The following is a 24,255-nucleotide window of genomic DNA, read 5'->3' as shown; positions in this document are numbered from 1 at the left end:
ACCGGCGTGACGCACCTGGTGCGCCAGGGTTCGCCGGTTCTCGTGTACTGGGGTCCTGGCTCGACGATTCCGCGTGGTTCACGCGGACAGGGGCGGCCTTTCCCGGCTGACCGTGTCGAGCAGCAGCTCCGCAGCCACCGTCGCCCCGTCGGTGCCGACCGCCCCGGCCACGGCGGCCGCTCGTACGCGGGTCTCGGAGGTCAGGGCCGTCCTGAGCGCGGCCGACAGGGAGTCGAAGGTCGGAGTCGGACCGTCGTGTGCCGCGCCGATGCCCAGGCCGGCCACCCGGGCGGCCGTCGCTCCGCGAACTCCTTGTCCGGCGGCGCGCACACCCGCACGCCGGCGCCGAGTGCCCGCAACCGCACCGCGAGTCCCACCAACGGTTCGACGTCCCCGCGCGAACCGTACGTCGACAACAACACACGCATTCCGTGGCTCTCTTTTCCGCAGATTCTGGCTTCGGCCGATGATTCTGCGGTACGACCGGGGCCTTGCCGCAAGCCCCCTGGTGCGCTATAAGTTGAGAGTGGCAAGGAGTGTGTACGCCTTCTTGTCTCCCTTTATCGCCCGCCGCCAGGCGCGCGGATGCAGCCGCGGAACGAGAAGCCGGGCCCGGCGGGAATCGCCCGCTATCGCTCCCCCGCCCCCTCCTCGTAGGGGAAGCGGGCCGGCGGGGCCTCACCCTGGAAGAACGTCTTGGCGCGGATCGCCGCCCGCTCGTCGTTCCGCACCTGGCCGGGCCGGGAACCGTTGCCGAACAGCACGCCGCCGAATCCCATCCGCAGGTACGCCGCCGTGTGGTTGAGGGTGGTCACCAGTCCGTCGCCGACGACCTCGTCGTGGTCCGACATCACCGTCACCCCCCACAGGGTCCTGCCCGCCATCCGCTCCTTGAAGTCCGAGCCGGGCACCGTCAGCCAGCCCGACCAGTAGTCGAGGTAGCGCTTGGCGTGCGCGGAGAGGGTGTACCAGTACAGGGGTGAGGCGATGACTATGTCGGTGGCCTCCAGAGTGGCCTGCCGCAGCGCCTCCTCGTTCTCCCCCACGGGCCAGCCATCGGTCTCGTGCCTGCCGTCCTGGAAATCGGGCAACGGCAGCCGGGCCAGGTCCACCCACCGCTGCGGGGTGCCGACGGGCAACTGCTCGGCGGCGGCCCGAGCGAGAATCTCGGTGTTGCCGTCGGGCCGGGAGCTGCCAAGGACGAAGAGGAACGAGCGGTCCGCGCCACGGGGCGTGTCGGTGGTCATGTCTGCTCCGGTCTCGGCCCCCCGGGCGCGGGCGCCGAGCGTCATGACGCCGACCGTCGCCCGGGGGGAATCGGTGAGTTCCTCGCTTCCAACTCCCTCGCCCCCAGGTGATATTCCGACGCGGCCCACCGGGGGCGCTGGTCAGTTTCGGGCAAGCCCCATTTTTACTGGCGTACGCCCAGGAGGTGGTCCAGGGCCAGCTGGTCCAGTACCTCGAAGGACATGCTCCGCCCGGCGGCCGTCGTAACGTCGAACTCCTCGTACGCGCCACGGTCGGCGAGCAGCGCCGCCAGACCGTCCTCGGCGGTCGGGCGGGCGAGGTCGTCGAGCCGGGAGGCGCGCAGGGCGTCCTGGACCGCCGGGTCGGCGCGGAAAGCCGCGGCCCGCTCCTTCAGGATCAGGTAATTGCGCATGCAGGCGGCGGCCGAGGCCCACACCCCGTCGATGCCGTCTGTGCGCACCGGTTTGAAGTCGAAGTGGCGGGGGCCCTCGTAACCGGCCGTCTCCAGCAGGTCGACGAGCCAGAAGGCCTGGCGCAGATCGCCGGCGCCGAAGCGGAAGTCCTGGTCGTACTTGATGCCGGTCTGGCCGTTGAGGTCGATGTGGAAGAGCTTGCCCGCCCACAGGGCCTGGGCGATGCCGTGCGGGAAGTTGAGCCCGGCCATCTGCTCGTGGCCGGTCTCGGGGTTCACGCCGACCAGTTCGGGGCGTTCCAGGCGCTCGATGAAGGCGAGGGCGTGGCCGATGGTGGGGAGGAGGATGTCGCCGCGCGGCTCGTTGGGCTTGGGTTCGATGGCGAAGCGCAGGTCGTAACCCTGTTCGGTGACGTACTCACCGAGCAGGTCGAAGGCTTCCTTCATACGGTCGAGGGCGACGCGCACGTCCTTCGCGGCCCCGGACTCCGCGCCCTCGCGGCCGCCCCAGGCGACGTAGGTGGTGGCTCCCAGTTCGACGGCGAGATCGATGTTGCGGATCGTCTTGCGCAGGGCGTAGCGGCGTACGTCCCGGTCGTTCGCGGTGAACGCGCCGTCCTTGAAGACGGGGTGGGTGAAAAGGTTGGTGGTGGCCATCGGCACCTTCATGCCGGTGGCGTCCAGTGCCTGGCGGAACCGCTTGACGTGCGCCTCCCGCTCGGTGTCCGAGGAGCCGAAGGGGATGAGGTCGTCGTCGTGGAAGGTGACGCCGTGCGCGCCCAGCTCGGCCAGGCGCTGGACGGACTCGACCGGGTCGAGGGCCGGGCGGGTCGCCGTACCGAAGGGGTCGACGCCCTGCCAGCCGACAGTCCACAGGCCGAAGGTGAACTTGTCGTCGGGGGTGGGGGTGAAGCGCTCCGGCATGTGACCGACCTCCATTTGTTTGTTGACATGACTAATACTCCACGACCAACCTGTTCCACAACAGCGCAGCGACGAAACGAGGGATCCCATGCCGCCGAGCACGGTCGTCATCGGGGTGGACAGTTCCACGCAGTCCACGAAGGCGGTGTTCGCCGATGCCACCACCGGCCAACTGCTGGCGGTGGGGCGCGCGCCGCACCGGGTCACCGGCGAGGCGGGTGCGCGCGAGAGCGACCCGGAGGGGTGGTGGCGGGCGCTGTGCGAGGCCGTCACCGCCGGGCTGCGGGAATCAGGGGTACGGGCCTCCGCCGTCGCCGGCATCGCTGTCGCGGGCCAGCAGCACGGCTTGGTCGTCCTGGGCGGCGCGGGGCAGCCGCTGCGGCCCGCGATGCTCTGGAACGACACCCGCTCGGCCCCGCAGGCCGCCGCTCTCACCGCCGCGCTCGGGGGCCCGGCCGCGTGGACGGCCCGTACGGGATCGGTCCCTGTCGCTTCCATGACGGCCGCCAAGTGGCAATGGCTGCGCGAGAACGAGCCGTACGCCGCCGAGTCCGCCGCCGCCGTACGCCTCCCCCACGACTTCCTCACCGAGCGGCTGGCCGGGGTGGCCGCGACCGATCCGGGCGACGCGTCGGGCACTTGCTGGTACTCCACCGCCACCGGCGCGTACGACGCGCAGCTCCTCGGCCTGGTCGGCCTGGACGAGAAACTGCTGCCACCCGTGGCCCCCACCGGCGCCACCCGCATCGGCTCCCTCACGCACGCGGCGGCCGCGCGGCTCGGCCTGCCCGCCGGGATCGCCGTCGCGGCGGGTACGGGCGACAACATGGCGGCGGCGGTGGGGCTCGGGCTGGGCGGCGCGGGGCTGCTGGACCATCCGGTGCTCAGCCTTGGCACCTCCGGCACGGTGTTCGCGGCGACCCGCACTCGGCCGGGCTCGCCCGCACTGTCCGGTTTCGCCGCCGCCGACGGTACGTATCTGCCGCTTGCCTGCACCTTGAACTGCACCCTCGCCGTCGACAAGGTCGCCGCCCTCCTCGGCCTGGACCGCGACGACGCGGCGCCGGGCGGCGAGGCGGTGCTCCTGCCGTACCTCGACGGCGAGCGCACCCCGGACCTCCCCACCGCCTCCGGCCTCCTCACCGGCCTGCGCCACGACACCACCGCGCGGCAACTCCTGGGCGCGGCGTACGAGGGCGCGGCGGTGACGGTGCTGCGGGCCCTCGACGAGGTACTGCGCGCGTGCGGCCTCGACCCCGCCGATCCGGGGGTCGCGTCGCGTCCGCTGCGTCTGGTGGGAGGCGGGGCGCGGGGGCGTACGTGGGTGGAGACGGTACGCCGCCTCTCCGGCCGCCCGCTGCTGATCCCCGACGCGGGGGAACTGGTCGCACTGGGCGCGGCGGCGCTCGCCGCGGGGGCGGCGCGCGGGCGGGACGCGGTGGCTGTCGCGGGTGAGTGGGGTGCGGGTGGCGGTACGGAAGTGCCGTCCGTGGAACGTGACTTGGCGACGTGGAACCGGGTCACGTCGGTGCTCGACGGCCTCACGGCCGGCAGATCCCCCGGCTGAGGCGGGCGAACCCTGCGGGGCTTGCCAGCAATCCGTACCGCCGAAAAGCTCAGCTCGTCCGGCACGGCCCGGCTCAGGCCTTGCGGGCCACGCCCGTGTAGCCCGGGATCGGGTCGTCGCCCGCGACCGACACCACTTCGCCCAGCTCCGGCCGCCAGTCCGCGGCCAGCGAGACCCCGGGGTCGACGAGCTCGAAGCCGGTGAAGAACTCGGCGAACTCCTCGCGCGAGCGCGGCCGCAGGGTGAGGCCCTTGGCGGAGTACAGCGCCGACGCCTTCGCCGCGCCCTCCGGGTCGAAGTCCCCGGTGACGTGGGACAGGACCAGATAGCTGCCGGACGGCAACCGCTCCATGAGCCGGTTCACCAGCGCGAGCGCACCGTCCTCGTCGCCCACGAAGTGCAACAGCGCGACAAGGGACAGCGCGACCGGCTTCGTGAAGTCGAGGGTCTTGCCCGCACGCTCCAGGATGACGTCGGGTTCACGGGCGTCCGCCTGGATGTACTCGGTGGCGCCTTCCGGAGTGGAGCGCAGCAGCGCCTCCGCGTGGGCGAGCACGATCGGGTCGTTGTCGCAGTACACGATGCGCGCGTCGGGGGCGGTCTGCTGGGCGATCTGGTGAAGGTTCGGCTCGGTCGGTATGCCCGTACCGATGTCGAGGAACTGGCGTACGCCGTTCTCGGCGAGCCAGCGCGTGGCGCGGTGCATGAACGCCCGGTTGACCCGCGCCATGTCGCGCCCCCGCGAGTCGAGGGTGAGGAGCTGGCGCGCCATCTCCTCGTCGACCGGGTAGTTGTCCTTGCCGCCCAGGAACCAGTCGTACATGCGCGCCGGGTGCGGCTTGCTGGTGTCGATCTCGACGGGGGTGCGGTCTTCTTGCCCAGTCATACGGCGCTCCATGGTCGCGGGTGAACGGTGACGGTGACAGTGACGGTGACGGTGAAAGCGAAAAGGGTGGGGCAGCGGGAGGTCAGGGCGTTCAGGTCAGCAGGAAGTCCGCCTGGCCCGCCTTCGCTCCCTGGATGAACGCGGCGATCTCACCGGGCGTGTAGATCAGCGCGGGACCCTCGGGATCGGCAGACTGGCGCACGGCGACCCTGCCGTCCGCCAGCTTCATGGCCTCGATGCAGTTGCCGCCGTTGCCGCCGCTCCACGGCTTGTACCAGCCCTCCGCGGGCAGGTCGTTCGCGGGCATGCCGTTGTATATCCGGTCCATCTCACAGCTCCTCGCGGAGATTCTTGAGGATCTCCTTTGTGCGTTGTGCAGTCGCGGCCTGAGCCGCCATGCGGTCCATGACTTCGAGGTGGGCTGCCACCTCGGGGCGCGCGTCGAGATAGACGGCGCCGGTCAGGTACTCGCTGTAGACCATGTCCGGGAGTTCCGGCACGGCGAAGCGGAAAAGGACGAACGGGCCGTACGTACCGGGGTGGTGCCCGGTAGTGAACTCGGCGATCTGCAGGGTGACGTTCGGCATCTCGACGGCCTCCAGGAGGCGGTCGATCTGCTCCCCCAGCACATCCGGACTGCCGACCGGCCGGCGCAGGACCGTCTCGTCCATGACGACCCAGAACTTCGGAGCGCCGGGGCGGGTGAGGAGGCTCTGGCGCTCCATGCGCAGTGCCACATGCCGCTCGATGTCGTTGGCGGCATCGGAGCCGGCCCGGCCGACGGCTCCGCTGCGCATGATGGCGCGGGCGTAGCTCTCCGTCTGCAGGAGGCCCGGCACGAACTGGGGCTCGTACGCCCTGATGAGCGACGCGGCGCCCTCCAGGCTCACGTACATGCTGAACCAGTCGGGCAGGATGCCGTGGAACCGCTGCCACCAGCCGGGCCTGTTCGCCTCCTCGGCCAGCTCGACGAAGGATTCGATGTCTTCCGGGGAACGGCCGTACGCCTGCAGCAGGAGCTGTGCGTAGGGAATCTTGAGCGCGACCTCGGCCGTCTCCATCCTCCTGATGGTGGCCGGGGTGACGCGGAGCACCTTGGCGGCCTCCTCGCGGCTCAGGCCGGCCCTCTCGCGAAGGTCCATCAGGCGCTTCCCGAGAACGACCTGACCCACCGTCGGGGCGGGCCTCGGTTCACTCACTTCAGACCTCCCCGTGGGCTGTTGCGAGCAGTGTGCCACGCAGCCGCGACCAAAGAAACGACACTCTGTAATTTTCATAGTGGCCCTTGCCAAGTGTCGCGTTCAGAGGGAGAGTTGCACTGTGAACCAGTTCACGCGGATGCCGCGCGCTGCCCACCGAGGGGAAGCAGCTCTCCGGCGCTGCCCCCACACCGTGAGGAAACGCTCGTGGCACCAGGCACTGCGCTCGTCCCCCAGCTCATGGACCGCTGCCGGGGGACGGCCATACGCCGGTACGGGTTCGAGTTGCCGGCACGCGCCGAGTTCGTTTCCTGCGCCCGGCGCCTGACCCGGCAACAGCTGGCGCAGTGGTGCGTCGGCGAGGACCTCTGCGACACGGCGGCACTGATCGTCACCGAACTGTTCACCAATGCCGTACTGCACACCGCGAGCGCGCAGATCGTGTGCGAACTGCGCGACAGTGACGGCCGCTTGCGTGTCGCCGTGAAGGACCAGGGGCGGCGCCCCACCGGGCCGCAGCTGCGGCAGGCCGGCGACGAGGAGCACGGGCGGGGGCTGCAGCTCGTCGACACCCTGAGCAGCTTCTGGGGAACGCGCGATGCCGCGGACGGTCCGGGACGCATCGTCTGGGCGGAGCTTCCTTGCTGAGGTCCGTGATGACCAGCCTGCCGGCCGGCCGCCTCTCGCGCGGGCGCCGCACCGGGAGCGGCGTACAGAACGGCTCGCGGGGCGGCTTGCAGAACGCTCCGCAGAACGGCGCACAGCACAGCGAGCGGGGCGGCGGACGCATCAGCCTGCCCGTACCGCGCAACCTGTCCACACCGCTCGGCTGCGACGCCGTGGGGCTTCCCGCGCGGCACGGATTCCGGATGATGGCGCATCTGTCCCGGCCCGGATGCGTCTTCGCCGACGCCGACTGGTGGTGGTGGATCGTGCCTGCGGAGTCGGACCTCGGGCTCGTCTGGCCGCAGCCCGCCCGCTACGTCCCCGGGGCGTACGTACCCGCGACGCGTCCGCGTCTGATCCACGTGCCGGAGGGCAGCGCGCCGTACACGCCGCCGATTCCGCTCTACCTGATGGTCTGCCGGGTCGCGGGCACCGATCCGGCGTGGTCCAATGTGCCGCATCAGGGGTCCTGACCACCCCCGTGCGAGCGACTGTTCCGGTTCCGCACCCTGGACAGCCCGTGCCGTGCCGCGAGTCAATTCCCTGAGTGCCAGTTCTCGCATGCCCATGCCCAGGGGAGGAATGTCCGCGCCATGAACAGATCCACGTTACGCAGGCACGCACCGCACGCCCTGACCGCCGTCGCCGTGGCGGTCGGAACGGTCCTCGCCGCCGGAACGCCCTCCACCGCCGAGCCCACGCCCCCGCCGCAGGCCGCCGAGGCGGGCCGAACGCCCGTCGTCACGTGGGCCGCCGGCACGGACAGGCTGTCCACCGCCGGTGCCGGCCCCGAGCGTACGTACCGGCTCGTCGTGCACACCAGCGCCGGCGGCAGCGGGTTGCGGATCCGGCTCTCCAACGCCTTCGGCACCCAGCCGGTGACCTTCGGCCGCGCGTACGCCGGACTGCGGGCCACAGGCGCCGCGCTGGTGCCGGGCACCAACCGGCCACTGTCCTTCGCCGGATCGCCGTCGGTGACCGTCCCGCCCGGCGGCTCCGTCTACAGCGACCCACTGCCCGGCACGGTGCGGCCGCAGTCCGACCTGGCCGTCAGCCTGTACGTACGGAGTGCGGGCGGCGCCGCCACCGGTCACAAGATGGCCCTGCAGACGTCGTACATCGCACCCGTCGGCAATCACGCGGCTGACGACTCCGCCACGCCCTACACCCAGAAGATCACCTCGTGGTTCTACCTCGACGCCGTGACCGTGGGCGCCCGGCGCGGCACGGGGGCCGTGGCCACGCTCGGCGACTCGATCACCGACGGCGCCATCTCCACCCGTGACACCAACCGCCGCTGGCCGGACTTCCTGGCCCGTCGGCTGGAAGCCGACCCCGGCTCACGCATCAAGGGCGTCGCCAACGAGGGGATCTCGGGCAACAAGGTCCTCAAGGACGGCTCCGGTGAGAGCGCCCTCAAGCGCCTCGACCGGGACGTGCTCTCGCAGCACGGCGTGCGCACCATGGTGCTGCTCGAAGGGGTCAACGACATCAAGGGCGTTCCCGCGCCGACAGCCTCCGAACTGATCGCCGGTTACCGTCAGCTCGTCGACAGGTCGCACGCCGCCGGCGTGTGCGTCGTCGGGGCGACCGTCATGCCGTACGAAGGCTGGCGGGAGTGGACGCCGGCAGGCGAAGCCGTGCGGCAGGAGGTCAACGCGTTCATCCGTGAGAGCGGCGCGTTCGACGCGGTCGTGGACTTCGACAAGGCGGTCATGGATCCGGGCGCGCCGTCCCGGATTCTTCCGGCGTACAACAGCGGCGATCATCTCCACCCCAACGACCTCGGGATGCGGACGATGGCAGACACCGTCGACCTGAAGAGCCTGCGCTGTTCCCGGCGTTAGACCACTGGTGATTGGGGCGTTCACGCGGGGGAGGGTCATGACGTGCGGACTCTTCCCCGCGTGGGTCCGCGCCGCCGGAGTCGGCTTCGGTCCTCAGAGCGAACGCAGCGCCTCCCGGGCACGCTTCACCAGGCCGTCGGCGCTGCACTTCTCGGCGAGGGCCAGGCCGCGGGTCAGCTCACCCTCGGACCGTGCCGCGACGCCGTAGTCGACGCGGGCCAGAGCGTGCTCGTACGCACAGGGAGACCCTTCGAGGAACGCGACCGCCTTGGCCAGCAGCTCCACTGCCTGTTCGCCCTCCTCCAGGGCGGCCGCACAGCGCAGTGACTCCCCGATGGCGGTGTCCGTACCGAAGCGCTCCGCCCGGTCCCGTACGTACGCGGCGAGGGCGGCCGCACGAGCGGGGTCGTCGGCGGCCACCGCGCGGACAAGATCACTCGCCCAGGGGGCCATGACACCGTTGTGCCGGCCGCGAGCGGTCAACGCCACACCCGCCGCTTCGAGTTCGACGACGGCCTCCTTGGTGCGTCCCTGGGCGAGCAGCAGCCTTCCGCGGACGCACTGGGCGTCGGGAATGACGATCGACGACGGGTACGGCGGCGCGAACGCATGCCGGTCGGCCGCCTCCTGGGCTGCGTCGATCCTGCCGCGCGCGAGCAGCGTGTCGATGAGCATGCAGGCGGCGTCCCAGTGCATCGGCAGACCGTTCCCGACGCGCTCGGCGAGGCGCAGACTCTCGCGCAGGTACATCTCGGCCCGGTCGAGCCTTCCGCGCCGGCGCTGGAGGTAGCCGACGAGGGCGTGGGCGAAGGCCAGATGGCCGCCGCTCCAGCCGGAGATCTCGAAGGCGCACAGCGCCTCGTCGAAGAGGCTCTCGGCCCGGTCGAGCCGGTCCGCGAAGGCGTACGTGAGGCCGAGCAGCGCCGGCGGCTCGAAGCCCCAGGCGGTGTTGGTCCAGCCGAGGCCCGGCGCGAGCGTGCCGTCGAGCAGGGCGCGGTCGCAGATCTGGACGATCTCCTCCGCGTTCTCCCCGCGTGCGGTGCCGTCGAAGGCCCTCAGTATGAGCAGGACTCGTTCGGAATTGTCGCGGCCCTGCAGACCGTCGGTCATCTCGGCGAGCCGCCGGGAACGTCCGAGGCCGTCGTCCTCGGACGCCTGCACGCCCTCCCAGAGGAAGTGCACGGCCTGGAGCCGCAACCTCGTGGGCCCGGGGGCGGTCCTGGCGACCTCGGCGGCCACGACCTGCGCCGCTTCCCGCGTCTGGTTGTTGTGGGTGAGTGCCTGCGACAGCCGGAAGACCGCGTCGACGCGCTGTCCCGCGTCCAGGCCCGGCATGCCGAGGGCGGCCCGCAGATGGCCAACGGTGGTGGCGGGCGAGGTCAGGAGGGTGGCGCAGCCCAGTTCGTACAGCACCGAGGCATGCTCTTCCGGCAGCGGGGGCTCCTGGACGGCGCGCTCCAGACAGCGCCTGGCGGCGTCCGGAGCGCCGACGGCGAGGTGCTGTGACGCGGCCTCGCGCAGCTGGGCGACCAGCTTCGGGTCGTCGTCCGGGTGGACTTCGAGGAGGTGCCTGGCGGCGGCCGCCGCGCCTCTGCCCGCCTGCGTGACGGCCCAGGCGGCCTGGCCGTGCATGGCGGTGCGGGTGGCCGGCGCGATGGCGCGGTATACGGCGCCCGCGATGAGCGGGTGGACGAACTCCATCGGGTCCAGGCCCTCGAGGATGCGGGCCGCGCGCAGCCGTTCGGCGCAGTCGGCGGCATGGGCGCGGCCCAGCCCGGCGAGCGATGCGGCCAGGTCCAGCGAGATCTCCGTGCCGAGGATGGCCGCCGCCCAGGCGAACCTGGTGGTGTCGGTGCCCAGTTTTTCGAGCCTGGCGATCAGGCCGGTGCCGCGCGCCGACGCGCCGAGGGCGCGCAGGGCACCCGCGGAACCCTCCACGGGGTCCAGGCGTTCGTCGCGCACTTTGGCGACGAGCTCCACGGTCTCGTAGAGGTTGCCGCCGGTGACCGCCCACACCTCCCGGCAGAACGGAGCGTCGGCGTGCTCGCCCAGTGCGGTCCGTGCGAGGCTCGCCACGGCGTCGGGAGTGAGCGCCCGCAGGGACACGCACTGCCCGGCGGCTGCCTCCATCGCCCGGATGAACTCCGCGGTGTCGCCGGTCGGTTCCTCGGTGCGGTACGCGATGACGACGAGCACGGGAAGGTCCTCGCGCTGGACGAAGGACGCCAGCCAGCCGAGCGTCTCCAGGTCGCACCAGTGCGCGTCGTCGACGATCAGGACGAGCGGCCGGTGCACGGCTGCCAGGCGTAGGAGCAGCGCGTCCAGGCCGTCGCGGACGCCCTGCGGGTCGGCCCGCCCGCCGGGCGGCGCCACTCCGAGCGCGGGGCCGATGATCTCGTACCCGTCGCCGAGCAGCTCCCTGGCGTCCACCGGGCCGGGCAGCGCGAGCGCGGGCTGCAGGAGTTGCCGTACGACGTGGAAGGGGACGGAGGTGACGGTCTCACCACCACGCACGGTCCACGCTGTGCAACGTCCGGCGGCGAGTCGCCGGATCTCGGACAGCAGGGCTGTCTTGCCGAGGCCGGCCTCGCCGCTGCAAACGAGAACTCCGCCGGCAGGAACGTCGGCGCAAAGCGCTTCGACGGCGTGTGCGGCGGCGGCGAGTTCCGTCTCGCGCTCCAGCAGCGGGACAGTGACCGGGTGCTCCGGGCCGGACACCATCATCCCTCCCCAAACCGTGTCGGACCTCGAGCGTAGCCCGCCGGCGCTGCGGGTGGAATCGTTGCGCGCACTTTGGTCCGGTACGAGTGAACGAGCGTTACCCGGTGACCGCCCCACTGGTCCGCCCGGGCCCCGGATTTCGGGGTTCCGGTCAACGCGCGGGCGGTCGGGGTCGTATACAACCGGCGGAGGGAGACAGGCGGAACGGTGGTGGAGGGCAGCGAGTTCAGCACTGGCAGCAGGGCGTTGGGGCCGGCGCCCACGTGCGGGAACGCCACGACGCGCCCCCGGGCGGTGCCGTCGCGGGGTGCAGTACAGCGGTCCATGCCTGAGCGTTCATGCCTGAGCGTTCATGCCTGTTCGGAATCGGATGCGGATGCGGACTGAACCGCGACGGCGGCCGCGAATCCGTCCGGCGCCGCCACATCACTGACCAGCCACCCCGCCGGATGGTTCACCACCGTCGGACCGGCGCCGAGATAGTCGAGCGAGAGGCCGCGCGCGATGCCGATCCCGAGCCCCTTGAGGTAAGCCTCCTTGCGCGCCCACACACGCGCGAAGGCGGCGGCCCTCCCGGCCTCGGCCATGGCAGAAAGCTCGGCGGTCTCCCGCGGATGCAGCTCCCCCGCGACCTCCCGCACCACGCCGGGCCCCGGGACCGCCTCCACGTCCACCCCCACGGGCACCGCGGCGCAGGCGATCAGCGCCACGCTGCCGCTGTGCGAAAGCGAGAAGTGCACCGGACCGTCCGCCGTAGCGGGCCGCCCGTGCGGGCCGCCGCAGGACACGCACGGCTCACGGTGGAGACGTACGGCGGCCGGTTCGATTCCCAGGCAGGCGCCCAGCACCGACCTGAGCGCCACATGGGCCGTGACGTAACACCTGCGGTCGGCCTCGCGGACGAACGACGCCGCGCGCTCCTTCTCACCGTCGTCGAGTACGCCGACGGCGAGCCGCGCCGCGACATCCCCCTGCCGGTCGGCATCCACACTCCACAGCGCGGGCGCCGCGCCGCCGTCCTTCGACGACTCCGGCCCGCACCCGATGGAAGCGGGCTCTCCGAGAACCGGAGTCATGGGCACGTACATCACGGTTCCGTTCACCGGCCGAGCATAGGCAGTACGCAGGGGATGCCTCGGGGAATTCCACCGCCGAGGAGGAACTCCCGAGGAATTCCCCGCCGAATTCCGGCTGTCAGGCCGCGGACGTCGCCGCGGATTCCTTACTGCCGGCGCCGGCACCGCGCTTGCCCCGGCGCGCCGACAGCGGCACCAGTGAAATCGCCGCGGCTCCGCAGAGTCCGGCCACCGCGAAGGCGGTGAATCCCCAGTCCTGCATGCCGTTCGCCACCAGGGCGCCGCCCAGCGAGGGACCGACGACAGCGCCGAGCCTGCCCACGCCGGTGACCCAGCCGAGGCCGGTGGCGCGCTGGCCGGGCGCGTAGACGGTGTTGGTGGCGGCGTAGACCATCACCTGGGCACTGAACAGCCAGACGCCGGTGATGAACACGACGCCGTACATCAGCGCCAGTTCGAGCTCCTGTCCCATCAACAGCGCGCCGACGGCGGTGAGTACGAACCACAGCGCGGAAACACGCACCGCGCCGAAGCGGTCGGCGGTGCGCCCGGCGATCAGCATGCCGACGATGCCGCCCGCGTTGATCACCATCAGGAAGCTGATGGAGGAGGTGAGGCCGTAGCCAGACGCGCGCATCAACTGCGGGAGCCAGGTGCTCACTCCGTACACGAGAAGCAGCCCGCAGAAGGACGCGACCCACAGCAGCGGGGTCGCCCAGCGGCACCCGGGGGCGAACAGCGCGAGCACCGAGTCCCAGCGGCCCTTCGCGCCCGCGGCCGGCGCCTCGGCGGGCTCGGGGCGCTCCAGTCCGTACCGTACGGCGATCGCGTCGGCCTCGGCGCGGCGGCCGCGCGCGAGCAGCACACCGGGTGACTCCGGCAGATAGCGGACGATGAGCGGTACGGCGACGATCGCGGGGGCGACACCGGCCCAGAACACCCAGCGCCAGCCGAACGCCGGGGCCAGCGACAGGCCGAGGCCGGTGGCCACCATGCCACCCGCGTGGTACGAGGTCATCAGCAGCCCGGTCGCGAGGGCGACGCGGCCTCGCGGGGCGAACTCCATGACCATGGCCAGGCAGGTGGGCATCAGCCCGCCGAGACCGAGGCCGGCGACGAAACGCCCCGCGCCGAAGAACGCGGGCCCTTCGGCGAGCGCGCAGAGCGCGGAACCGAGCGAGAAGAGGATCACGGACCAGATCACGACGGGCCGCCGCCCCAGCCAGTCGGTGAGGTTTCCGGCGGCCAGCGCACCCAGGAGCATGCCGAAGGTGGTCCAGCTGCCGATGGTGCCGGCACTGGAGGGGGTGAGCCCCAGACCCTCGTCGTCGAGCATGTGCGGCATGACCGCGCCGTAGATGTTGACGTCCATGCCGTCGAAGAAGACGACCAGCCAGCACAGGCCGAGGACGAGCGCCACGGGGCGAAGGGATCTCTGGGGCACGGGGGAACCTTCGGGTCGACGGGGACGAGTGAGCGTTCCCCCCTCCAGGAGGGGCGGTTCGCCCAGTGAACTTAAGTTCGTGATCGGGCGCGCCCGCAGTTTCCGCCCGCCCTCCGCCCGTGTCAATGGGTCGGTACGCAAGACTCAGCGCTCAAGCTCAGCGCTCAACTCGTAGGACCGGCGGACGCTCGTACCGAGGCGCGACAGGTCCGCGCCGTACACGTGCAGCGAGATCGCCACGTCCGTTCCCGCGTTCCAGACCTGGTGGATGTCACCGGGCGGCGCGAACCCGCACACCGTCCCCTGCGGGTTGACGATGTCCTCCGTGGCGACCAGCCGCGCCGCCGTACCGTCGCAGTACGGGACGAGCCGGTAACGCCGCTCGTGTTCGGCGCCCGCGTGGACGCCGGTCGTGCACCACGCCACATGGTCGTGCACGCAGGTGCGCTGTCCCGGCAGCCAGACGAGCGCCACGACCGAGAAGCTCCCGTCGCGCTCCGCGTGCAGCAGATGCTGGCGGTAGCGCTCGGCATCGCTCGCCCGCTGCCCGGCGGTGAGCAGGTCGTCGGCGCTGAGGTGCGGCGCGAGCCGTTCGCCGACGAGGTACGCCGTCGGGTCGGGCGGCAGGCCGAGCCCGACGGCCTCGCGGACTTCGCAGATCAATACGGCGAGACGCGCGGTCGTCAGCCCGGCCGTGGCTGTGCTCGAAGTGGTCATACGGGCAGCTTCGCGCCGCCCGGCTGGCGACGTCCAAGAAGGATTTGTACGCCATCGCGCAAGCGATACTTATGAGTTGACACTCCTGCAGCGCAGCGATCAGCAACCGACCTTGCCCGCCGCGACCGTCCTGAGTTCCCGGAGCACCAGCGCCGTGGCCGGAATCCGCAGATGCTCCCGCAGGACGTACGCCGAAACCTGCCGCCGAGACGCAGGCTGCAGCGCGCGCCCCGCCACCTTCGGGTGGTGCAGGAAGCTGAGCACCAGCCCCGGCATCATCGCCACGCCGAGGCCCTCCGCGACGAGACTCTGCACCACAAGGTTGTCGTCGGTGGTGAAGGCGATGTCGGGCGGGAAGCCCTGTTCCGCGCACTCGTGGAGGAAGTGGACGCGACAGCGCGGGCAGCCCGCGATCCAGCGCTCCCCCGCGAGGTCGGCCAACCGCACGGCGCGGCGCCGCGCCAGCGGGTGACCGGCGGGAAGCAGGACGAGCAACTGGTCTTCCATCAGCGGTACTTCCATCACCTCGTCCGGCACGTCCTCGTGCAGCCCCGGATAGGTGAAGGCGAGTGTGATGTCGCATTCCCCGCGCACGAGCCGCCGCAGCGACTCGGGCGGCTCGTCCTCCAGGAGCTCCACTCCCACCCCCGGGCGGCCGGCGGCCAGCAGGGCCATGGCCTCGGGGACGAGGGTGGCGTTCGCGCTGGGGAAGGCGCAGACACGCACCCGCCCCGCGCGCAGCCGGGTGAGGGAGTTCATCTGCTGCCGCGCGGCAGACATGTTGTCCAGGATGACGGCCGCGTGCCGCGACAGGGTCTCCCCGGCCTCGGTGAGCCGCAGACCACGGCCGGCACGGGTGAACAGGGGCGTACCGACGTCGCGTTCGAGAGCCTTCATCTGCTGCGTGATCGCGGGCTGCGTGTATCCGAGGGCGCGGGCAGCGGCGGAGTACGAGCCGGTCCTGACCACTTCGTGGAAGGTCCTGATGTGCCGCGTGTCGAACACCCGTGAAGCATAAGCAGAGTTTGGGTCGCACCAACATCACACATTCAGCCGTGATGGATCACCTCACGGGTTTACGGCTTGCGCGCCACTCCCGCATAGGCGTCGACAGAGGGGCCCGGTCCCACCGCGTCCCCCTCCTGCGGCCGCCACCGCGTGACCTGTACGAACCCGGGGTCGAGGAACTCCAGCCCGTCGAAGTATCCGGCGACCTCTTCGACGCTGCGCACGTGATACGGGACCGCGCCGCTGGAGTTGTACGCCTTCGAAGCGGCGATCATGCCCTCGCTGGTGGCGGTGCAGTCGCTGATCACCAGGTAGCTGCCCGACGGCAGTGCGGCGACGAAACGGGACACCAACGCCCGGGCCTCCTCGTAGTCGGCGACATGCCCGAGCACGTTGAGCAGCATCAGCCCCACGGGCCGGTCGAAGTCGAGCGTGCGCGCCGCCCCGGCCAGCACGGCGTCCGGCTCGTACAGGTTCGCGTCCAGGTAGTCCGTGACGCCTTCCGGTGCGCTGACCAGCAGGGCGCGGGCGTGCGTGAGCACCAGCGGGTCGTTGTCGACGTACACGATCCGGGATTCGGGGGCGGCCCGCTGGGCGACCTCGTGCGTGTTGTCGGCGGTCGGCAGGCCCGTACCGATGTCGAGGAACTGCCGGACGCCCTGCTCGGCGACGAGCGTGCGCACCGCGCGGCCGAGGAAGTGGCGGCTGGTCAGGGCGACATCCACAAGACCCGGGAATATCGCCTTGATCTCGTCACCGATCCGACGGTCCACCTCGTAGTTGTCCTTGCCTCCGACAAAGTAGTTCCAGAAACGGGCGGAGTGCGGCTTCCCGGTGTCGATGTCGATCCCGGCCATGACTTGCCTCCTACAGGACATCATCCGAACGTACGATCAGCCACCAACCTAACCTTTTGCCTCACGCGACCCAACACCGGCCGCCCCGCGCCTACTTGACTGACGGAGGTGCCGCTAGCGGCCCTGGAGGCGGGCGGCCGTCCTCCTGATCGCGGGGAGCTCGGCCGCCAGGGCGGCGCCGGGGCATTGCGTTGAATAGCCGTCGTTGTGGCCCGATACGGCGCTCAGCAGCGCGTTCGTCCCCTTCGGGTACTTGCTCAGGCTGTTCGTGGACACCAACCGCACCATCGAGCGCGGATCGACGTCCGACATGCCGAGCTTCCAGGCGACGAGCGCCGCGATGGCATCGGTCATGGGCTTCGGGACCGGCACACCTGCCGTGAAGACGCCGATGGCGGCGATACCCGCCGTGTGATGGTTGAAGCCCTGGGCGTGCGCTCCGACGACGGGCCGGCCGGTGCCGCCCGCGCGGCCCTCGTAGATCGCGCCGCACCGGTCGACGAGGAAGTTGTACCCGATGTCGTCCCAGTGCCTGGCACCCGCCTGCGCCTTGTACACCTCGCGGATGATGCGCGGGACGTCGGCGCAGTCGTAGCCGTTCGGGGAGTTGGTGTGGTGGACGACGACCGCCTCGACCGGGTGGGCGTAGCGGGCGGGCGGGCGACGGTACTTCGCACCCCGCAGCCACTCCTCCCGGGGCACGATGCGCGGCGGCGGGGCGAGGTGCGCCGAGGACGCCCGGCGTACTGGCGCGGCGGCCGCGGGCATGACGGACCGGTGCTGATACGGATCGGCCCGTACGGAGGACGCGGCCGGGTCGACGGCCGTGGCCCACAGCAGCATGAGCCCGATGACCGTGGCTCCGGGCACACAGCACAGCGCCACACGGAGGACGCGCATGGTCAGACTCTCCGCCGGGCCGGAACCGCCCGCCATACGAGGTCCGCCAGACGAGGTCCGCCAGAGGGGGAAACAGCCGAGCGAGGCTCGCGGCAAGCACAGGCCGGGGAGTGGGACGGCCCCCGACTCGCGCCGCCGTCATGGCCGGGCTCGGGCCAGTCATCCACCGCCGGCGCCCCCATCCAGCCGTACAAATGTTGAGGGATGGTCATGGCTGTTCTTCTCTGGGACGAGCGATCCCACATCAGTGCGAGCCACCGGGCTCCGCGCTGCTCCGATCGCCCGACACAGAGATGAGACGTCCATGCGCGTTCCGACCACCCTGATGGTCTCGGCCGTTTCCTGCGCGGCCACCCTCGCCGTCCTGGCCTCTCCGGCCGTCGCGGCGAGTCCCGGCCCCGCCGACGACCGCGGTGACAGGGTCACCCACGGCCGGGCCGACCTCACCGGCCGCCAGGAAGTGCCCGGCCCGGGCGACCGTGACGGCAGCGGCGAGTTCTGGTACGAGATCAAGCACGGCACCCTGTGCTACTCGCTGAACGTACGCAAGATCGCAAAGCCCACCGCCGCGCACATCCACCGGGGCAAGCGGGGTACGTCCGGGCCCGTCGCCGTCACGCTCAAGACGCCCAAGTACGGGTCGTCGAAGGGCTGCATCAAGGCGCAGCGGCACGAGAACGAGAGAAACGCCGCCAAGGTCCTGACGTACCACGAGCTCAAGCAGATCGTCGGCAAGCCCGGCAAGTTCTACGCGAACGTCCACAACCGTCCGTACCCCGACGGGGCGATTCGCGGGCAGCTCCACCGCCGCTAGGTACGTCGGCCGATCGCCGGACGGGCTCGGCGCGAGCCCGTCCGGCGACGTCTGCCCCGGCTTCCGTCAGAAGAAGACGCCGCAGCGCAGCAGTACGTTCGCGTACGGACGTGCCTCCCCCGTCCGTACCACCAGCCGGGCCCCGGCCAACAGCGCCTTGAGCCGGTCGTGCGGCACCAGTTCCAGCCCCGGAAGGCATGCCTCCAGCAGCCGGGCCGCCGCCGGATTCGCCTCCCGTACCTCCTGGGCGGCCGTCGCGCCCTCGACCACCAGCTCGGCGAGCAGCCCTTCGAGTACGTCGGCGAAGGACGGTATTCCGGCTCGGAAGGCCAGATCCACGACCTGCGGGCCGGCCGGTACCGGCATGCCCACGTCGCAGACCAGGACTCCGTCGCCATGGCCGAGACCGGCCAGCGCCCCGGCCAGACGACTGTTCAGAATTCCGGCCTTCTTCACAGCGCCGCGACCTCCGCGGCGGTCGGGAAGGACGCCTGCGCCCCCTCCTTGGTGACGGCGGCCGCGCCCACCCGTACCGCGAAGGCCGCAGCCGTCGCCAAGTCCTCGCCCAGGCCGAGCCGCCAGGCCAGGGCCGCGGTGAAGGCGTCACCCGCGCCCGTGGTGTCGACGGCGCCGACCCGGGGGCTCGGAACCCGTACAGCGGTGGCGTCCCTCCCGCTTTCGGCGACCAGTGCGCCCTGCGCGCCCAGCGTGACGACCACCGACCGCGCGCCGAGCGCGAGCAGCGCCCGCGCCCGGTCCTCCGGGCCCGCACCGTCTCGCGCATCCGGATCGTCACCGAGCATGAACACGGCCTCGTGCTCGTTGAGGACCAGCGGGTCGCAGGCCGCGAGCACTTCGGGGGGCAGCGGCGCCGGCGGCGACGGGTTCAGTACGAACCGTGTCCCGGCCGCCCGCGCACGTACCACTTCGGCCACTGTCTCCAGGGGGATCTCCAGCTGCGCCGAGACGACCCGGGCGCCCGCGAAGAGGCCGGCGGCGTCGCGGACGTCCTGTGGGGTCAGCCGGGCGTTGGCCCCGGGCGAGACGACGATGCTGTTGTCGCCCGAGGGGTCCACGGTGATCAGCGCGACCCCGGTGGGCGCTCCGCCGACCCGTACACCACCGGTGTCCACACCGGCCGCGCGCTGCGATTCCAGCAGCAGCCGCCCGTGGGCGTCGTCGCCGACGCGGGCCAGCAGCGCCGTCCTGGCGCCGAGGCGGGCGGCGGCGACGGCCTGGTTGGCGCCCTTGCCGCCCGGGTGGACGGCCAGGTCGGAGCCGAGAACGGTCTCGCCGGGCGCGGGGCGGCGCTCGACGCCGATCACCAGGTCGGCGTTGGCCGATCCCACGACGAGCAGGTCGAAGTCGTACATGCCTGTCCTGCCTTCGCTGTTCGCGGTCACGAGAAGTCGGCGACGTTCTTCTTCGTCACGACCTTGACCGGCACCTTTACCATGCTGTCGACCTCCTTGCCCTGCGCCGCCCTGACCGCGTTCCGGACCGCGATCTTCCCGAGTTCCTTCGGCTGCTGGGCCACGGACGCGTACAGCGTGCCCGCCTCGACCGCCTTGAGGCCGTCCGGCGTCCCGTCGAAGCCGACGACTGCGACCGACTTGCCGGCCTTGCTGCCGAGCGCCTTGACCGCGCCGAGCGCCATCTCGTCGTTCTCGGCGAAGACACCGGTGATCCCGGGGTTGGACTGGAGCAGGTTGGTCATCACATCCAGCCCCTTGGTGCGGTCGAAGTCCGCCGGCTGGCTGGCGACGACCTTGATCCCCGGATACGCCTTCAGCCCCTCCCCGAAGCCCTTGCCGCGCTCGCGGCTGGCGGAGGTGCCCGCGGTGCCCTGCAGCACGATGATCTCGCCCTTGCCGCCGAGCTTCTCGGCCAGCGACTTCGCGGCGAGCCTGCCGCCGGCGACATTGTCCGAGGCGACGAGCGTGGCTGTGTCCGCCTTGTTGACGCCACGGTCGGCGGCGACCACCGGGATGCCGGCCTTGTTGGCGGCCCGTACGGCAGGACCGACCGCGTCCGAGTCCACCGGGTTGACGATGATCGACTTCACGCCTTCGCCGGTGAAGTTCTGGAGCTGGTTGGCCTGCTGGGACGCGTCGTTCTGGGCATCCGTCACCGTGAGGTCGATACCCGCGTCCTCGGCCTCCGCCTGAGCACCCGCCTTCATCTGTACGAAGAAGGGGTTGTTGAGCGTGGAGAGCGACATGCCGACCTTGGTGGCCGTACCGGTGGACCCAAAGTTGAAGTACGACACCCCTCCGACAACGGCCGCCACGCACACCGCGCCTGCCGCGAGTTTCGCCGCACCCTTTCGACCGTTCCCGGACGCGCCCGCGGAGGACGCCGAGGAAGCCGCCCCGCCCCCTGCCCGCCGCCGCAGCGTGTCCAGCAGTACGGCGAGCGCGATGACGACGCCGATGACGACCTGCTGCCAGAAGGCCGAAACGGACAGCAGGTTCAGACCGTTGCGGAGTACGGCGAGTATGAGCGCGCCGATCAGGGTGCCGGACGCCTTGCCGACGCCGCCGGCCAGGCTGGCGCCGCCGATGACGACCGCGGCGATGGCGTCGAGTTCGTACCCCTGCGCGGCCTGCGGCTGAGCGGAGGCGAGCCGGGACGCGAGGACGATGCCCGCGACGGCGGCGAAGAGGCCGGACAGCGCGTAGATGACGAGCTTCTGCCGCTTGACGCGCAGCCCCGAGAGCCTGGCCGCTTCCTCGTTGCCGCCGATGGCGTACATCGAGCGTCCGATGTACGTACGCCCGAGAATGAGCGCGGTCACGAGCCCCATCACGATCATCACGAGCACCGGAACCGGCAGCCGGCCGCCGAGCGTGTCGCCGAGCACCGAAACCGACTCGGGGAACGGGATCGGGCTGCCCTGCGAGATGACCAGGGACAGGCCGCGGCCGATCGAGAGCATGGCCAGCGTGGCGATGAACGGCGGGAGTTTCCCGTACGAGACGAGGGCCCCGTTGACGAGGCCGCAGGCGATGCCCGTACCGACGGCGAGGATCACGGCGATCCACACCGGGACGCCCTCGGACGTGGCCATCCAGGCGAGGACGGTCGCCGAGAGCGCGGCCACCGACCCGACCGACAGGTCGATGCCCGCCGAGACGATGACGAAGGTGACGCCGAACGCGAGGATCGCGGTGACGGCGGCCTGCACACCCACGTTCAGCAGATTCTGCGTGGTCAGGAAGTCGCCGGAGAGCAGCGACATCGCCACCACCAGGACGACCAGGGCGCTGAGCGCGCCGTTGTCGAGCAGGATGCGGCGGACCGTACTCGCGGCGCCACTCGCGCCCGTGTTGCTCTTGAGCGTGTCAGTGGCCACGGGGGCCCTCCACTTCGTTCTTGGTTGCGCCCAGGTCCGGGGCGCTGACGGCAAGCGCCATCACCGCGTCCTGGGTCGCTTCGTGCGCGAGGAGTTCACCGGCGATCCGGCCCTGGGCCATGACCAGCACCCGGTCGCTCATACCGAGGACTTCGGGCAGGTCGCTGGAGATCATCAGTACGGCGTGCCCGGAAGCGGTCAGCTCATTGATCAACTGATAGATCTCGACCTTGGCACCGACGTCGATGCCACGCGTCGGCTCGTCGAGGATCAGCACTTCGGTGTCGGCGAGCAGCCACTTCCCTATGACGACCTTCTGCTGGTTGCCGCCGGAGAGGGTACGGACGTGCTGGCCGAGGCCTGCCATCCGTACACCCAGCTGCTCGGCGATCCGGGCGGCGGCCACCCGCTGCCCCTTGCGGTCCACGAGTCCGCCACGGGTGGCCGAACGCAGCGTGACCAGCCCGAGGTTCTCCTGCACGGAGGCGTCGAGCACCAGCCCCTGCCCCTTGCGGTCCTCGGGTACGAGCCCGATTCCGGCGCCCATGGCGGCATTCACGTCCCCCTTCCCCAGCCGCTCACCGCGCACCTCGACAGACCCGGCGTCGTAGGGGTCGGCGCCGAAGACGGCGCGTACGACCTCGGTGCGTCCGGCGCCGACGAGACCGGCGAGCCCGACGACCTCACCCGCGCGCACCTCGAAGCTGACGTCGTGGAAGACACCACCGCGCGTCAGCCCCCGCACGCACAGCAGCGCGTCACCCGACTCCTTTGGGCGTTCACGCGGGTACTGCTGCTCGATGGAGCGCCCGACCATCAGCCGTACGAGCTCGTCCTCGGGCGTAGAGGCGGGCACCTGCTCGATGCTGCGCCCGTCCCGCAGAACAGTGACGCGGTCGCCGAGCGCCGCGATTTCCTCAAGATGATGGGTGATGAAGACGATGCCCACCCCGTCCTCGCGCAGCTGCCGCACGATCCGGAAGAGCTTTTCCACTTCCTCGCTGGTCAGTACGGCGGTCGGCTCGTCCATGATGAGGACGCGCGCGTCAAGACTCAGCGCCTTCGCGATCTCGACCATCTGGAGCCGGGCGATGCCCAGTTCGCGCACCTTGGTCTTCGCCGGGACCCGCACTCCGACCCGCTTCAGCAGCTCTTCGGCTTCGGCCTCCATCCGCTTGCGGTCGATCATCCCGAAGCGCCGGGGCTGGCGGCCGAGGAAGATGTTCTCGGCGACGGTCAGTTCGGGCACCAGGTTGAACTCCTGGTAGATGGTGGCGATGCCGAGCCGCTCGGCGTCCTGCGCACCCTGCACCCGGACCTCGTTCCCGTCGACGAGAATCCGGCCGCTGTCGGGCCGGTACGCACCGGACAGCATCTTGATCAGCGTGCTCTTTCCGGCGCCGTTCTCACCGAGCAGCACATGCACTTCGCCGCGCCGCAGATCGAAGTCGACGGAGTCGAGCGCGACGACGCCGGGGAAGGTCTTGCGTATGCCTTCGATGCGCAGCAACTCGTCCTGACCGCTCACAGATCGCTCCTTGGACTTTCCTCGCCCTCGCCGCAGGACCGGCGTACGACGAGACGGGCGGGGAGGGTGACCGACTGCGGGGGCCGGCCTTCGATGAGGTCGACCAGCGCTCGTACGGCGGCCCGGCCGAGCTCGCCGGTGGGCTGGGCGATGGCCGTGATCGGCGGATCGGTGTGGACGAACCACGGAATGTCGTCGAAGGCGGCGAGCCCGATGTCCTGCGGCACGCGCATGCCGCGCGCGCGGATCGCGTCCAGCGCGCCGAGCGCCATCAGGTTGTCGGCGGCGAAGACGACTTCGGGCGGCTCGGGCAGGGCGAGGAACCCCTCGGTGGCACGCCGTCCGCTGTCGGCCTGGAAGTCGCCCTGCCCGATGTAGACGTCGGGCAGCGGCAGCCCGTGCTCACTCAGCGCCTCGCGGAAGGCTTCGACGCGTTCGCTGCCGGTGGTGGTGGCCGCGGGTCCCGCGATGATGGCGAGCTTGCGGTGCCCCAGGCGGTACAGATGGGCCACCAGATCCCGTACGGCAGGGCACCCGTCGGCGCGCACGACCGGCACGTCCACCCCCGGAATCCAGCGGTCCACGAAGACCATGGGGGTGCCCCCGCGCGCGGCGTCGCGCAGCTGCGGCGATCCCCCGTCCGCAGGCGACACGAGAAGCCCGTCGATCCGGCGGTCGAGGAGCGTACGGACGTGGTGGTCCTGCAGGTCGGGCCGCTCATCGGCGTTCCCGATGATGACGCTGTAACCGAGCGCGCGTGCCGCTTCCTCGACGGACCGGGCCAGCGCGGTGAAGTACGGATTGAGTACGTCGCTGATGACCAGCCCGAGGGTGCGCGTCTGGTCGGTGCGCAGCGACCGGGCCACGGCGTTGGGCCGGTAGCCGAGCGCGTCGACGGCGGCGAGGACGCGGGTGCGCGCGTCGGGGCTGACGGACGGATGGCTGTTGAGGACACGCGAGACCGTGGCAACGGACACGCCTGCCTCAGCGGCGACGTCTTTGATGCTCGCCACGCCGGACCACCTCCTTGTGGGCTCCGTGGAATCGATTACACGCACGATTGGAATCGATTACATGCCACAGAAA

Annotated in this window: 22 protein-coding genes and 2 pseudogenes; 5 read left to right on the top strand and 19 right to left on the bottom strand. The window is 71.0% G+C overall.

Features of this window, described 5'->3' with window-relative positions; genetic code table 11:
• Positions 1 to 78 precede the first annotated feature (78 nt).
• From AC1P0E_RS28980 to xylA, 4 genes and pseudogenes are all read right to left on the bottom strand, one after another.
• Positions 79 to 294 (bottom strand): annotated as a pseudogene (locus AC1P0E_RS28980) (glycosyltransferase); the annotation flags it as partial.
• Positions 295 to 296: 2 nt separating this feature from the next.
• Positions 297 to 428 (bottom strand): annotated as a pseudogene (locus AC1P0E_RS28975) (glycosyltransferase); the annotation flags it as partial.
• A 201-nt stretch (positions 429 to 629) separates the two neighbouring features.
• Positions 630 to 1,247 carry a flavodoxin family protein gene (locus AC1P0E_RS28970; protein ID WP_482745056.1) on the bottom strand — a complete coding sequence of 206 codons (618 nt, stop codon included), beginning with the start codon at positions 1,245 to 1,247 and terminating at the stop codon, positions 630 to 632.
• Between the two features lie 164 nt (positions 1,248 to 1,411).
• Positions 1,412 to 2,584, bottom strand: coding sequence for a xylose isomerase (gene xylA / locus AC1P0E_RS28965; RefSeq protein WP_482745055.1), 1,173 nt, complete (start codon positions 2,582 to 2,584; stop codon positions 1,412 to 1,414).
• 88 nt (positions 2,585 to 2,672) lie between these two features.
• Here xylA and xylB point away from each other — a divergent pair, with 88 nt between their 5' ends.
• A complete protein-coding gene (gene xylB, locus AC1P0E_RS28960; protein WP_482745054.1) occupies positions 2,673 to 4,151 on the top strand; it encodes a xylulokinase in 1,479 nt (492 codons plus the stop codon).
• 73 nt (positions 4,152 to 4,224) lie between these two features.
• On the opposite strand, the gene AC1P0E_RS28955 is transcribed toward xylB, so the two are convergent.
• The 3 genes from AC1P0E_RS28955 to AC1P0E_RS28945 all read right to left on the bottom strand — a co-directional run bounded on the left by AC1P0E_RS28955 (position 4,225) and on the right by AC1P0E_RS28945 (position 6,236).
• Complete coding sequence (locus AC1P0E_RS28955; protein ID WP_482745053.1) at positions 4,225 to 5,037, bottom strand: SAM-dependent methyltransferase; 813 nt, start codon at positions 5,035 to 5,037, stop codon at positions 4,225 to 4,227.
• Between the two features lie 91 nt (positions 5,038 to 5,128).
• Entirely contained in the window at positions 5,129 to 5,365 is a 237-nt protein-coding gene (locus tag AC1P0E_RS28950) for a DUF397 domain-containing protein (RefSeq protein WP_028815506.1), read from the bottom strand.
• A gap of 1 nt (position 5,366) precedes the next feature.
• Positions 5,367 to 6,236: a helix-turn-helix domain-containing protein gene (locus AC1P0E_RS28945; protein ID WP_482745052.1), complete on the bottom strand. Its 870-nt coding sequence runs from the start codon at positions 6,234 to 6,236 to the stop codon at positions 5,367 to 5,369.
• A 207-nt stretch (positions 6,237 to 6,443) separates the two neighbouring features.
• Here AC1P0E_RS28945 and AC1P0E_RS28940 point away from each other — a divergent pair, with 207 nt between their 5' ends.
• The 3 genes from AC1P0E_RS28940 (at position 6,444) to AC1P0E_RS28930 (ending at position 8,749) form a co-directional block, all read left to right on the top strand.
• Complete coding sequence (locus AC1P0E_RS28940) at positions 6,444 to 6,884, top strand: ATP-binding protein (RefSeq protein WP_482745051.1); 441 nt, start codon at positions 6,444 to 6,446, stop codon at positions 6,882 to 6,884.
• 8 nt (positions 6,885 to 6,892) lie between these two features.
• A complete protein-coding gene (locus AC1P0E_RS28935) occupies positions 6,893 to 7,375 on the top strand; it encodes a hypothetical protein (protein WP_482745050.1) in 483 nt (160 codons plus the stop codon).
• Positions 7,376 to 7,495: 120 nt separating this feature from the next.
• Complete coding sequence (locus AC1P0E_RS28930; RefSeq protein ID WP_482745049.1) at positions 7,496 to 8,749, top strand: SGNH/GDSL hydrolase family protein; 1,254 nt, start codon at positions 7,496 to 7,498, stop codon at positions 8,747 to 8,749.
• Positions 8,750 to 8,842: 93 nt separating this feature from the next.
• Here AC1P0E_RS28930 and AC1P0E_RS28925 read toward each other — a convergent pair whose 3' ends face one another.
• The 7 genes from AC1P0E_RS28925 to AC1P0E_RS28895 all read right to left on the bottom strand — a co-directional run bounded on the left by AC1P0E_RS28925 (position 8,843) and on the right by AC1P0E_RS28895 (position 17,472).
• Positions 8,843 to 11,470 carry an ATP-binding protein gene (locus AC1P0E_RS28925; RefSeq protein WP_482745048.1) on the bottom strand — a complete coding sequence of 876 codons (2,628 nt, stop codon included), beginning with the start codon at positions 11,468 to 11,470 and terminating at the stop codon, positions 8,843 to 8,845.
• Positions 11,471 to 11,820: 350 nt separating this feature from the next.
• A complete protein-coding gene (locus AC1P0E_RS28920; protein WP_482745047.1) occupies positions 11,821 to 12,573 on the bottom strand; it encodes a 4'-phosphopantetheinyl transferase family protein in 753 nt (250 codons plus the stop codon).
• Between the two features lie 91 nt (positions 12,574 to 12,664).
• Complete coding sequence (locus AC1P0E_RS28915; protein ID WP_482745046.1) at positions 12,665 to 13,990, bottom strand: MFS transporter; 1,326 nt, start codon at positions 13,988 to 13,990, stop codon at positions 12,665 to 12,667.
• Positions 13,991 to 14,134: 144 nt separating this feature from the next.
• Positions 14,135 to 14,707 carry a cysteine dioxygenase family protein gene (locus tag AC1P0E_RS28910; protein WP_482745045.1) on the bottom strand — a complete coding sequence of 191 codons (573 nt, stop codon included), beginning with the start codon at positions 14,705 to 14,707 and terminating at the stop codon, positions 14,135 to 14,137.
• A gap of 99 nt (positions 14,708 to 14,806) precedes the next feature.
• Positions 14,807 to 15,712, bottom strand: coding sequence for a LysR family transcriptional regulator (locus AC1P0E_RS28905; RefSeq protein ID WP_482745044.1), 906 nt, complete (start codon positions 15,710 to 15,712; stop codon positions 14,807 to 14,809).
• 71 nt (positions 15,713 to 15,783) lie between these two features.
• Entirely contained in the window at positions 15,784 to 16,572 is a 789-nt protein-coding gene (locus AC1P0E_RS28900; RefSeq protein ID WP_482745043.1) for an SAM-dependent methyltransferase, read from the bottom strand.
• A 114-nt stretch (positions 16,573 to 16,686) separates the two neighbouring features.
• Positions 16,687 to 17,472: a peptidoglycan recognition protein family protein gene (locus AC1P0E_RS28895; RefSeq protein WP_482745042.1), complete on the bottom strand. Its 786-nt coding sequence runs from the start codon at positions 17,470 to 17,472 to the stop codon at positions 16,687 to 16,689.
• A gap of 304 nt (positions 17,473 to 17,776) precedes the next feature.
• On the opposite strand from AC1P0E_RS28895, the gene AC1P0E_RS28890 reads away from it, so the two are divergent.
• Positions 17,777 to 18,286, top strand: a complete 510-nt coding sequence (locus tag AC1P0E_RS28890) for a CHRD domain-containing protein (protein WP_482745041.1) — start codon at positions 17,777 to 17,779, stop codon at positions 18,284 to 18,286.
• Positions 18,287 to 18,352: 66 nt separating this feature from the next.
• Here the strand turns inward: AC1P0E_RS28890 and rbsD are convergent, their stop codons facing one another.
• From rbsD to AC1P0E_RS28865, 5 genes are read right to left on the bottom strand one after another with little or no spacing between them, the layout of a single operon-like run.
• Positions 18,353 to 18,742 (bottom strand): D-ribose pyranase, encoded by a 390-nt coding sequence (gene rbsD, locus AC1P0E_RS28885; protein WP_482745040.1) that lies wholly within the window; start codon positions 18,740 to 18,742, stop codon positions 18,353 to 18,355.
• Positions 18,739 to 19,659 (bottom strand): ribokinase, encoded by a 921-nt coding sequence (locus tag AC1P0E_RS28880; RefSeq protein WP_482745940.1) that lies wholly within the window; start codon positions 19,657 to 19,659, stop codon positions 18,739 to 18,741. The genes rbsD and AC1P0E_RS28880 overlap by 4 nt, the downstream gene beginning before the upstream one ends.
• 26 nt (positions 19,660 to 19,685) lie before the next feature.
• Positions 19,686 to 21,641, bottom strand: a complete 1,956-nt coding sequence (locus AC1P0E_RS28875) for an ABC transporter permease/substrate-binding protein (protein WP_482745039.1) — start codon at positions 21,639 to 21,641, stop codon at positions 19,686 to 19,688.
• Positions 21,631 to 23,169 (bottom strand): sugar ABC transporter ATP-binding protein, encoded by a 1,539-nt coding sequence (locus tag AC1P0E_RS28870; protein WP_482745038.1) that lies wholly within the window; start codon positions 23,167 to 23,169, stop codon positions 21,631 to 21,633. The genes AC1P0E_RS28875 and AC1P0E_RS28870 overlap by 11 nt, the downstream gene beginning before the upstream one ends.
• Positions 23,166 to 24,182 (bottom strand): LacI family DNA-binding transcriptional regulator, encoded by a 1,017-nt coding sequence (locus AC1P0E_RS28865; protein WP_482745037.1) that lies wholly within the window; start codon positions 24,180 to 24,182, stop codon positions 23,166 to 23,168. Before AC1P0E_RS28865 ends, AC1P0E_RS28870 begins: the two co-directional genes overlap by 4 nt.
• Positions 24,183 to 24,255 lie beyond the last annotated feature (73 nt).

It is taken from the genome of Streptomyces sp. TRD_SC_5 (assembly GCF_056836825.1).
Note: the sequence above shows the minus strand (reverse complement) of the source record. Positions and strands in the feature narration are given on the sequence as shown.

Coding starts and splice junctions, on each gene's coding strand:
- AC1P0E_RS28970 (WP_482745056.1), bottom strand. CDS start 1,247: ATGACCACCGACACGCCCCGTGGCGCGGACCGCTCGTTCCTCTTCGTC.
- xylA (WP_482745055.1), bottom strand. CDS start 2,584: ATGCCGGAGCGCTTCACCCCCACCCCCGACGACAAGTTCACCTTCGGC.
- xylB (WP_482745054.1), top strand. CDS start 2,673: ATGCCGCCGAGCACGGTCGTCATCGGGGTGGACAGTTCCACGCAGTCC.
- AC1P0E_RS28955 (WP_482745053.1), bottom strand. CDS start 5,037: ATGACTGGGCAAGAAGACCGCACCCCCGTCGAGATCGACACCAGCAAG.
- AC1P0E_RS28950 (WP_028815506.1), bottom strand. CDS start 5,365: ATGGACCGGATATACAACGGCATGCCCGCGAACGACCTGCCCGCGGAG.
- AC1P0E_RS28935 (WP_482745050.1), top strand. CDS start 6,893: ATGACCAGCCTGCCGGCCGGCCGCCTCTCGCGCGGGCGCCGCACCGGG.
- AC1P0E_RS28930 (WP_482745049.1), top strand. CDS start 7,496: ATGAACAGATCCACGTTACGCAGGCACGCACCGCACGCCCTGACCGCC.
- AC1P0E_RS28925 (WP_482745048.1), bottom strand. CDS start 11,470: ATGGTGTCCGGCCCGGAGCACCCGGTCACTGTCCCGCTGCTGGAGCGC.
- AC1P0E_RS28910 (WP_482745045.1), bottom strand. CDS start 14,707: ATGACCACTTCGAGCACAGCCACGGCCGGGCTGACGACCGCGCGTCTC.
- AC1P0E_RS28900 (WP_482745043.1), bottom strand. CDS start 16,572: ATGGCCGGGATCGACATCGACACCGGGAAGCCGCACTCCGCCCGTTTC.
- AC1P0E_RS28895 (WP_482745042.1), bottom strand. CDS start 17,472: ATGCGCGTCCTCCGTGTGGCGCTGTGCTGTGTGCCCGGAGCCACGGTC.
- AC1P0E_RS28890 (WP_482745041.1), top strand. CDS start 17,777: ATGCGCGTTCCGACCACCCTGATGGTCTCGGCCGTTTCCTGCGCGGCC.
- AC1P0E_RS28880 (WP_482745940.1), bottom strand. CDS start 19,659: ATGTACGACTTCGACCTGCTCGTCGTGGGATCGGCCAACGCCGACCTG.